Raw genomic sequence first — 9,416 nt, 5'->3', positions numbered from 1 at the left:
CTTCTTCTCTCCTGTCGAAATTTATATATTTATTATATCATATAGACCTGGCAAAAAATAGTCATTTTAGCTGACTTCTAACTGACTTTTTTAATTATTTTATTTATATAATTATTGAAATTACTTAATTATAAGGAAATAAGACATAGAATGCATCATTCTATGCCTTATACTATTAGTTTGATACTTTTTTTAAATATCGAATGTAAGGCTCTCATTTTTTGAATATGTTAAATTATAAGCACTAATTTTTACAATGGCTTAAAAACGAATATAGAAGCTCAACATTATCAGATTTAAAATATTATATTGATTATTTTAATTTGATAAATATAAATCATTACATTAATTTATATTTATATATTATTTTTTTTATATGTTTCTTGCTTTAACTTTTTATGTTATACTACTCGTATAGAATGCATTTCTTAAATTATCACTCTTAAATCTATGGCTAGTCCTTTTATATAAATCATATTATCACTACAATATCATTTATAAAATCCTTTTGAGTTTTAGTTAGAATTTCAAGAATATTCTAACTTTAATTAAATATACATTGAGGGGGAAAACAAATGAAAAAAACTAAATCAAAGGTATTAAGTTTAACACTAGCAACTACTTTTCTTGTATCAACAACAGTAAATTCATATGCTGTATCTGCAAAATCTTCAGATATGGATATGAACACTGTTGCAGATGTACTTACTGCATCAGAGGAATACAGTAATGTATTAAAAGATATTGGTATCTCAGTTGGTGAATTAAAAGATTTGACACCTAAAGGAAGTAATTTCATACAAAAATGTAATTCATATTTAGAAAAAAATATGGACGTCCCTAAGACTTATAGTGAAGAACCCATTAAACATACGACTAATGCAAGTCAATTATCATATGCAATGTCAGCAGCTAGAAAAAATCAAGAAGTAGGAGCACCAAAGTATAATGATGAGGTAGTATACATGTATTTATCTCACTTTGTAGATTTTGAAGGAAATAATTATGAAGAAGGTTTATGTACATATATAACTAAATATGACAGAGAAGCTTATGACAGATATTTAAGCAGAGGTTCTGCTTTTAGAAGTGCTAATTCTATGCGTTCTGTTATAACAAATTTAATAGCATTAAAAGGTGACTTACCTTCATTATATACAACACTTGCTAAAGAAAAAGCTTCAGTGGTTAAAACAACAACTGATATAATATCATTTGGTATAGATGTGAAATCTGTAAAATCTATGGTTGAAAATGACATGTTTGTATTTTTCAAAGATGCCTATTCTAAACATGATACACCTGAAGCTATAATTGAAGATGTACAAGGTAGTATGAAAATAAAATATAAAGACTACAATGAACAAATAGGATATATGGTGCTTGGATTAGTGTTCTCAGCACTAACATTTACTCCTCCAGTTATGGCGATGTTAGCAGAAGTAAACTTATATAGCATGGTTATTAAAGACATATTTGATAAGGCTAATTATGCTGCACTACAATACTCTAGAAGTGCAAGAAAAGCAGAAAGATTTAACTTATGGATGGAAGAGAATGGAATGTATATGGAGAAAAAAGCATAAATACTTATGTATTGTAAAAACTGTAATTTAGAATTTGATGATACTACAACTATATGTCCTAAATGTAAATCCATCTTAAAACCTAATGAAAATATATCTCAAAGAAATTTAAAAAGTAAAATTAATGAATTTAAATTAAATAAAAAAATTAGACAAGGAAACATATTGTCAACCATAACTATTTTAACAGTAGCAATTCATGTATTTATAGACCTTTTTATGCAAATAAAAATTGAAAATTATTATGATACTTCAAACCGTTATTGCCCTTTTGCAATATCAAGTTTGGTACTAGTACTTTCATTAAAAAGAGGAGAAAAAAGACATAGCTTTAAAAAAAACTTACTATTTATAGTTATTATGATATTAATATCTATCTTTGGAACTATTTATTTTTCAGCACCTCTTGTAAATAGAATTTTTAACGGAAATTATTTGTTTAAAGAGTATTGGACTATATATGGAATCGGAAATTTTATAATAATTTTAGAATGTATATTAATTATTTTTGATGACAGTTATTATTTAGCCCATATTAATAAAAAAGAAAATCCCAACAAATAATAAAATAAGACTTTATTCTAATTAGAGTGAAGTCTTATTTTATTTCAATATATAAATGTATTATTTTCTAGTGTATTTGCATTTTGGAAATTCACTACAACCCCAAAATTCACCATACTGTCCTTTCCTTTTTGTCAGGTTCCCTTTTTGACATCTTGGACATTTATCTTCCTCAGTAATATTTTTTAAATTTCTAACATGCTCTCCAGTATTTTGATTAATAGCTTTCATACAATCAAAAATTTTATCTCTGATTATTTTTATTTCCTCTCTATTAATAGTCATATCTTTGTATTTACTTATTGTACTTAATATTTCACTTTCATTTATGACTATAACATTATTGCCATTTATAGTTACATTTTTTAAAGTAGCTTTGTCTGAAAAAACAATTATTGAATATATATTATATTCATCTCCTATTATGTTTTCTATTGCTTTGATATGAGCATAGTTTTGTCTTACTGGATTATAGAATGTATTTTTAGCCTTTCCTACAATTTGAGTCCATACTTTATCTTTATCATTTCCATAAATATAGCCACTAAAATTTTTACATTCTATAACAAATATTCCATATACAGAAATTGCAATACTATCAATTTGTGTGGTTTTATTTGAGCCTGGTATAATAATATCTTTAATTACTATGTAATCCTTGTCTAATTTGCTAAGTATAAAATCTAATCTAAGTTCTCCAAATCCACCCTTTACTTGTATCTTAGTATCCTTCACAATATCACTGACTTCCTTTACAGTTTGACTAATTTCTTCTGACATAAATACTTTTTCAAATATTTCCTTAAACATCCTCACCATCTACCTTTCGACATATACTTTAATTATAACAGCTATATATGCCTTAAGTGATAGTGTTAAACTAAATTATATTGTTTAAAAAGTCACTTAAGTAAATATATATTTAATGAAAAAATCAACTACTCTAATAAGCAGTTGATTAATTGGTTTATTCAGTATATGTATATTCTGATATTTCACCTGTATAAATATTTACTAAATATGGTTTATAACCACCTGCATTATGTTCCATACCATTCATATCTATATATGTATTAAATGGGCGAACATATATATGCGTATCATCTTCCATATTCTGAGCCTCTATATGGTTTGGTAAAAATCCATGTTCTTTCATAAATAAGTCTCTTACTAAATCCTCAGCATTTTTGAATGATACCACTTTTTCCATATGTGAATCCTCATATAAAAATTTAAACTCTGATATATCATTTTTATTTATACACAGACGTTCAGAATATTCTTGGTCGCCAGATACATAACTAAAAACATAATAATAATTATTTCCATATTTATAATTGTCATCAACTAGAGATGGTATATTGTTTATATCACCAATTTCATACCATTTTTTTGCTAATGCTTTAGCTTCTTCAAGTCTAGTTTTTTTAACTACACCTGTGTTAATATCTCCTATTCCATTAGTAACATTTAAACATTCTTCAACTAAATCTTGTCCCACTTCTCCAAAAGTTGTAATTTTAGTTGCATTTTTTAAAATTGATTTATTGCTATTATTATCAACTATAACTACAGGTTTTTTTAAAGAAGATGCTAAAAGTGCATTAGTTAAATTTTTAGAATTAGCTGCATAAAATTCTTTAACTCCACTATAGAATTTATTTATTATTTGTTTATTTGTATCAAATCTATCACTTCCGCCTAATCTAGTAGCATTTGTATTTTTAACTAATACATCATTCATTGATGCAGTACCACCAATAGCATATGTTTTTAATCCACTAGTTGAAAACGGAACACTCTTACCATCTGTTAATATTATTGCTGCTTTATCTCTTGCTGCTACTGAAGCTATACTTATTGCATCTGGCTCTCCTTTATATGCATTTGTCAACATAACAGTACTAACTTTTTGTTTGGAATTTATTTCTTTCGCAACATTATAACTTGTATCTATTCTGTCTTTCCCTTCTATTCTTATTACCTTAAATCCTTTAGATATAAGCATGTCCTCTACCGATTTATTTATAGATTTTACCCCACCTATTAAATAAATTTTTTTTATTTTATTTAGTCTATTCATTGTTGCATCTGGAATACTATCATCTTCAGACAAAAGAATTGGTGCATTTAATACTCCAGATAATCCACTTGAACTTAATCCATCTGCTATAGAGTCACTTAGATTAACAAGTATAGCAGTATCATAATTTTGTTTATCTGCTATTAAACCTGCTGTTTCATAAACTGAAGATATAGAAAATTCTTCAACTGCATCAAGAGTATAAGATTGTTTCGGGAAACTAACTATTAACATTGTTATAACTAACCCTAGTGATAATAATTTTTTTGGTAATTTCATTATAATATCCCCCTCATTTATTTAAATTAACCTTTATCTAAATAGTAGTACATAAATACAAAAAAGTCACCTAAATTAATAGATGACTTAATCATTTTATGCTACTTTTTCAATATATTTTTCATTAACAACATAAGTTTTAAACTTATGTACTACCATAATATCCTGCATATTTTCTAGTGTCATTATAACTCTAACACATTTATTCCTAATTTCTTTTGGTAATTCTAAGTCATTTATTAAATTTACATAATCATCATATCTGTACATTTAATATTCCTCCCAAAGTTAGTCTAGCATATATTATAGTACTCTAACTTCACTTTTTCAATAGAAAATCTTAATCCTGTATAGATATTTTCTAAATGATATAAAGTATGACACTTGTCATCATAGTAATAATTATATTTTTCCAATATTATATATTTATTCATATTTCTTTATACCAGTACTTCCAAATCCATTATTTCCTCTTTCAGAAATGTTCAATTCATCTACAACTTTTAAAATAGCTCTTGGTACTTGTTGAAATACACCTTGAGCTAATTTAGTATGTTTAGGAATTAAAATATCAAATTGTTCTTCATTATATGTAATTATTTTAATTTCACCTCTATAGCCTGAATCCACTGTACCAAATCTTATGGTTGGATATACTCTATTATTTTCTCCTTCATTGAAAATAATAATATCTTTTTTTATTTTATTTCTAGCACAAGATACTTTTTCATCTTTTATATATTCTATACCATTTAAACTTATTCCGCTTCTAGGTCTAATTTGCATTTCATAACCATATGGAATTTCTAAAGCTACACCTGTAGCTATCGCTACTGCCGACCTAGCTGGAATTATGGTATCTTCCAATGTACATAAATCAATACCACTATCACCATTTTTTGCATAAGATGGGACTATTGAATTTTGACTTAATTTTTTTATTTTGATATTTATACTCATCAATTACTTCTCCTTTTATTTAAAATTTATTTTATTTAAATAAGCTATTCCAAGAGCTATAGCATCATATATATCGCTTGTCTTTACCTTACAATTCCTATCAATGTATTCTCCAACATCAATTATATTTTTTCTTATATATGTAGCCACTTCTTCTTTTTTAGCCTTACCATTATTCATAAGATATTTTCTAATAGAAACTGGATACATATATTCAATCTCTATATTATTTAATTTAACAGTTCTCATTATTGCTCCTAAGAGTTTTCTTAAACTAAGAATTGTTTTAGAATTTCTGGAAGTGAATTGGTCTTCAACTAATACAATTTGAATATTACAGGTTGAAATTAATTCTTGAATTGAATTACAGATATAACACATGCGTTCATCTTCAGTATCAAATTTATCTTTTTTAGTTACTATTTTCCCATATTTCAATATTTCTTTATTTCTATTTATGACTGTCCATCCAGTACTGGACATTGATACATCTAAAGCTAAGACCATTGAATCCCCTCTTTCATATGTATTTTAACTTGTTCTATAGCATTAGTTAAGTCTGAATTGTTTGGTATTACAATATAATTTTCATTATTTAGAAAGTCTTTAAATTTAAATTTATCATCTTTTAATCTTCTCTCAATTTCCTTAAAATTATCACCTCTACTAATAAGCCTTTTTCTTAATGCAATTTCATCTGTATTTATAAAAAATGGTACTAACTTAGTTTTTGTTCCCATAAAATATTTTTCTAGTGCCTTATATCCACTTGCATCTACTATAGTCAAAGCATATTTTTTATTCTTTAATTCAGACTTATGTATACCATATAACCAAGTGCTGCCATCATGAACTATATATTTTCTCATTTCAATAAAGTTACTTTTTTCTTCCTTAAAGAAATTATTATCTACAAAATGATATGCTTTATTGATGATTTCTAAGTAATTACGAGGAGGTCTTGTTGTATGTGATATTAGAATTGGAATATTGAATTGCTTTGAGATTTCACTTACTATACTGTCTTTGCCTGAACCTGAATATCCTAAAAATACAAACATATTTTTTAATTTTTTCATATTTATAGTTCTACCTTACATTCAAACACATTAGGATTATCAATAATCACTTGATGAAGTCCTTTACTTAATACATCTACTAAATATTCCTCATCTTCACTCTCTATACATCTATCTCTAAATATACAATGAAATAGCTCATGTAAAAATGTAGCTTCTTTTACTCTTTGTGATTGTAGATTATTAGATAACTTTATTGTTTCAGTTCCATAATCTGCTAATCCATAACATAATTGATTGTTTACTAGAATAGGCTCTTCAGTCTCCTCTATTTTATAAAACAATCCCCCTACTTTTACTTCTTTTGGTATATTCATTGAGTACTCTCCAATCTTATTAAAATTCATATTTTATTGTGATTTAGATTTTCTAAAACCTTTATTTACATTATATTTGCAACCTTTTCCATAATGAGAACATAGGGTTTTACAAAAAAACTGATTACTTTTGTCATCGTTTTTGCACCAAACACTCTCATCATTAAAATCTATCTCTTTTATCTGTTTAACTGTATCAGTAACAAAGGCAATTAATTGTTGTTCTAATGCTTTAGTGTATTTAATTTTCACTATAGCTCTTTCGTAATTTCTTATATTATCAATCTTATTTCTTTCAATTAATACTCCTTTTTCATTTTTAATGTACTTGCACATATCAAAAGCTACATATTCAATCATTTTATCTGGATATTTTTCTTTAAGATACATTGCGTATAAGATAAGCTGCATTGATTTTTTAGATAAGTCTTTTTTAGAAAATTTACTACTCGATTTGTAATCTATAACATAAACTTTATTACCTATTATATAATATAAGTCTATGTATCCCCTCATTGTAATTCCATTAATATAATACTCAAAGTATTCTTCTATACAGTATTTATCACACTCAATTGGTACAAAATATTCTAGATAATGTAAAATACATTCTAAATAATTAATTCTTGAATTTGGTGTAGGAAAGTTGTAATCCATTAGATTTGCATATTCTATAACTTCATTATATTTTTGAATAGCTTCTTGATTTGTCATTTTTCTTTGTTGTAATTCTTCTAGTAATCTATGTAATTCATTACCATAATAACCATAGCAATTTTGTTCTCGATCTAAATTTTTAATATATGTAAGATAATATTGAAATGGACATGTATAGAATGTATTTAATTTACTAAAACTATATAATTCTCTAGACATCTATTTTACCTTTCTAGTTTCCTTTTCTATCTGACTTTTAATTTCTTTATATAATTCATCAGATATGCTAGCATTTATATCTATACTTTCTTCTTTTATAGCTTCTTTGAACTTATTTATAAATTTATTAATTATATCAAATCCTGCCAACATCATAGAAAAGAAAATCCCCACAGAAATTATTATTTTCATTACATTTTCAAATATACAATATGAATTTAAGTAATATTCAATATTGACATTTTTTGCAAAATATACATTACAAATAAAATTAAGAATTAAAAAAAGAGTTAATAAATACAATGCCCTATACTTATTATTAATCATACTATTCATTTTTATCACTTATCCTTCCAATTGACTTTAACTCCCAAGAATATATCATTATTTCAGATGCTTTATATCTCTTACTTGTATCTAATTTAATGAATAGTTCTTCTACATCCTTAATTTTTCCTGTACAACATTTCATTTTTTCATCTTCATCCAACTTATACTCTATTTTTACTAAATCACCTGTATATAATATCTCACCATTTTTTAATAATATTTCTTGCCTAACTTCTTGTACCATATAATCATCTCCTATTAATATAATTTGCTATTTTCATTTACTAATAAAGTTATCTATATCAATCCTACTCTTTAATAATTTTTCAAATATATATTTTCCCAAATCACTAGGACTATCTTTATAATCCAATAGATTATCTTCATCCCAAATTACACTTATTTTCATCACATCCCTAATATCTTGAACTAACTTATATATCTTAGCTCTCCATGCAATATATTCTTCATCTCCTTTAATTTTAAATTGCCTATCAAAAGCTATGATTAATTCTTCAATACCTAAATCTATTAACATCTTTTTTTGCTCTCTACTAAAATTACTTCCACATATAGCTACAGAAGGATTATTTTTATAAATAGTTGCCATCTGCAATACTGATTTTTCACCTTCAAATACTATTACTTTTTTAGCTTGTTTAATAGCTTGTTTATTTATATTTAGCCCATATAAGTTAAGACTTAACCTATGATTATAGCACTTATTGTCATACCATAATGGAATATATTTACCAAAACTTTTAGCTTTATCTTCATCTAAATTTCTAACTCTAATACCAATTGGTCTACCTTTGTCATGCCAACAGAAATGTGGAATTACTATTTGATTTTCATATGGATTATAATGTATTTGATATGTTTTAAGAACTTCAAAAGATATGTTTTCATTTTCCCACTCTTCGATTGGGACTTGTTGAAAAGTTTTATATATATATGGCTTTTTAGGGGTAGGAAGTAATTCTATTTGTATATCTCTAATATTATCTATTTGTTTTACTTTTTTCCTTATTCTAAATCCTTTTCTTAGGATTGGTTGATTTGAAATACCAAAGAAATCTTTTATTTCATTAATAGCGTCTTTAAATTCATATTTATTTATATGTATCAATAAATCTATTAAGCTACCTATATGACCACAAGAACTATAGCAATGAAATGTTTTGCTTTCTGTATAATAAAATAATTTATATGAATCACCATTATGACATAAACAAGTATTAAATATTAACTGTCTATCATTGCTTTTAGGAGATAAGTCCGAACCTAAATATTCCATAAAACTTATCACCTCTTCATTAGTCAAATCCTTTATTTCCATAGT

Annotated in this window: 13 protein-coding genes; 2 read left to right on the top strand and 11 right to left on the bottom strand. The window is 25.6% G+C overall.

Features of this window, described 5'->3' with window-relative positions:
- Positions 1-575: 575 nt before the first annotated feature.
- Together ACTG48_RS22075 and ACTG48_RS22070 are read left to right on the top strand one after the other, a co-directional pair.
- Positions 576-1,586 carry a hypothetical protein gene (locus ACTG48_RS22075; RefSeq protein WP_479918900.1) on the top strand — a complete coding sequence of 337 codons (1,011 nt, stop codon included), beginning with the start codon at positions 576-578 and terminating at the stop codon, positions 1,584-1,586.
- 6 nt (positions 1,587-1,592) lie between these two features.
- Positions 1,593-2,150 (top strand): hypothetical protein, encoded by a 558-nt coding sequence (locus ACTG48_RS22070; RefSeq protein ID WP_021383137.1) that lies wholly within the window; start codon positions 1,593-1,595, stop codon positions 2,148-2,150.
- A 60-nt stretch (positions 2,151-2,210) separates the two neighbouring features.
- Here the strand turns inward: ACTG48_RS22070 and ACTG48_RS22065 are convergent, their stop codons facing one another.
- From ACTG48_RS22065 to ACTG48_RS22015, 11 genes are all read right to left on the bottom strand, one after another.
- Complete coding sequence (locus ACTG48_RS22065) at positions 2,211-2,960, bottom strand: NERD domain-containing protein (RefSeq protein WP_479918899.1); 750 nt, start codon at positions 2,958-2,960, stop codon at positions 2,211-2,213.
- 157 nt (positions 2,961-3,117) lie between these two features.
- The gene (locus tag ACTG48_RS22060) at positions 3,118-4,512 is read right to left on the bottom strand and encodes a cell wall-binding repeat-containing protein (protein WP_479918898.1); all 1,395 of its coding nucleotides are present in this window, start codon (positions 4,510-4,512) and stop codon (positions 3,118-3,120) included.
- A gap of 96 nt (positions 4,513-4,608) precedes the next feature.
- A complete protein-coding gene (locus tag ACTG48_RS22055; RefSeq protein ID WP_021369998.1) occupies positions 4,609-4,782 on the bottom strand; it encodes a hypothetical protein in 174 nt (57 codons plus the stop codon).
- A 156-nt stretch (positions 4,783-4,938) separates the two neighbouring features.
- A complete protein-coding gene (locus ACTG48_RS22050; protein ID WP_479918897.1) occupies positions 4,939-5,472 on the bottom strand; it encodes a dUTP diphosphatase in 534 nt (177 codons plus the stop codon).
- Between the two features lie 15 nt (positions 5,473-5,487).
- Complete coding sequence (locus ACTG48_RS22045) at positions 5,488-5,979, bottom strand: crossover junction endodeoxyribonuclease RuvC (protein ID WP_479918896.1); 492 nt, start codon at positions 5,977-5,979, stop codon at positions 5,488-5,490.
- Positions 5,970-6,551, bottom strand: a complete 582-nt coding sequence (locus tag ACTG48_RS22040; protein ID WP_479918895.1) for a guanylate kinase — start codon at positions 6,549-6,551, stop codon at positions 5,970-5,972. Before ACTG48_RS22040 ends, ACTG48_RS22045 begins: the two co-directional genes overlap by 10 nt.
- Positions 6,552-6,553: 2 nt before the next feature.
- Positions 6,554-6,868 carry a hypothetical protein gene (locus tag ACTG48_RS22035; RefSeq protein WP_021383081.1) on the bottom strand — a complete coding sequence of 105 codons (315 nt, stop codon included), beginning with the start codon at positions 6,866-6,868 and terminating at the stop codon, positions 6,554-6,556.
- A gap of 33 nt (positions 6,869-6,901) precedes the next feature.
- Positions 6,902-7,744, bottom strand: coding sequence for a PD-(D/E)XK nuclease family protein (locus tag ACTG48_RS22030; protein WP_479918894.1), 843 nt, complete (start codon positions 7,742-7,744; stop codon positions 6,902-6,904).
- Complete coding sequence (locus tag ACTG48_RS22025) at positions 7,745-8,071, bottom strand: hypothetical protein (RefSeq protein ID WP_479918893.1); 327 nt, start codon at positions 8,069-8,071, stop codon at positions 7,745-7,747.
- A 1-nt stretch (position 8,072) separates the two neighbouring features.
- A complete protein-coding gene (locus ACTG48_RS22020; protein WP_479918892.1) occupies positions 8,073-8,318 on the bottom strand; it encodes a hypothetical protein in 246 nt (81 codons plus the stop codon).
- Positions 8,319-8,351: 33 nt separating this feature from the next.
- A complete protein-coding gene (locus tag ACTG48_RS22015; RefSeq protein ID WP_021383121.1) occupies positions 8,352-9,413 on the bottom strand; it encodes a CHC2 zinc finger domain-containing protein in 1,062 nt (353 codons plus the stop codon).
- Positions 9,414-9,416 lie beyond the last annotated feature (3 nt).

Source organism: Clostridioides sp. LIBA-6822 (genome assembly GCF_056688955.1).
The sequence above is the reverse complement of the archived record's forward strand: the minus strand, read 5'-3'. Positions and strand labels throughout refer to the sequence as shown.

Coding starts and splice junctions, on each gene's coding strand:
- ACTG48_RS22020 (WP_479918892.1), bottom strand. CDS start 8,318: ATGGTACAAGAAGTTAGGCAAGAAATATTATTAAAAAATGGTGAGATA.
- ACTG48_RS22030 (WP_479918894.1), bottom strand. CDS start 7,744: ATGTCTAGAGAATTATATAGTTTTAGTAAATTAAATACATTCTATACA.
- ACTG48_RS22035 (WP_021383081.1), bottom strand. CDS start 6,868: ATGAATATACCAAAAGAAGTAAAAGTAGGGGGATTGTTTTATAAAATA.
- ACTG48_RS22060 (WP_479918898.1), bottom strand. CDS start 4,512: ATGAAATTACCAAAAAAATTATTATCACTAGGGTTAGTTATAACAATG.
- ACTG48_RS22065 (WP_479918899.1), bottom strand. CDS start 2,960: ATGTTTAAGGAAATATTTGAAAAAGTATTTATGTCAGAAGAAATTAGT.
- ACTG48_RS22025 (WP_479918893.1), bottom strand. CDS start 8,071: ATGATTAATAATAAGTATAGGGCATTGTATTTATTAACTCTTTTTTTA.
- ACTG48_RS22040 (WP_479918895.1), bottom strand. CDS start 6,551: ATGAAAAAATTAAAAAATATGTTTGTATTTTTAGGATATTCAGGTTCA.
- ACTG48_RS22045 (WP_479918896.1), bottom strand. CDS start 5,979: ATGGTCTTAGCTTTAGATGTATCAATGTCCAGTACTGGATGGACAGTC.
- ACTG48_RS22055 (WP_021369998.1), bottom strand. CDS start 4,782: ATGTACAGATATGATGATTATGTAAATTTAATAAATGACTTAGAATTA.
- ACTG48_RS22050 (WP_479918897.1), bottom strand. CDS start 5,472: ATGAGTATAAATATCAAAATAAAAAAATTAAGTCAAAATTCAATAGTC.
- ACTG48_RS22070 (WP_021383137.1), top strand. CDS start 1,593: ATGTATTGTAAAAACTGTAATTTAGAATTTGATGATACTACAACTATA.
- ACTG48_RS22075 (WP_479918900.1), top strand. CDS start 576: ATGAAAAAAACTAAATCAAAGGTATTAAGTTTAACACTAGCAACTACT.
- ACTG48_RS22015 (WP_021383121.1), bottom strand. CDS start 9,413: ATGGAAATAAAGGATTTGACTAATGAAGAGGTGATAAGTTTTATGGAA.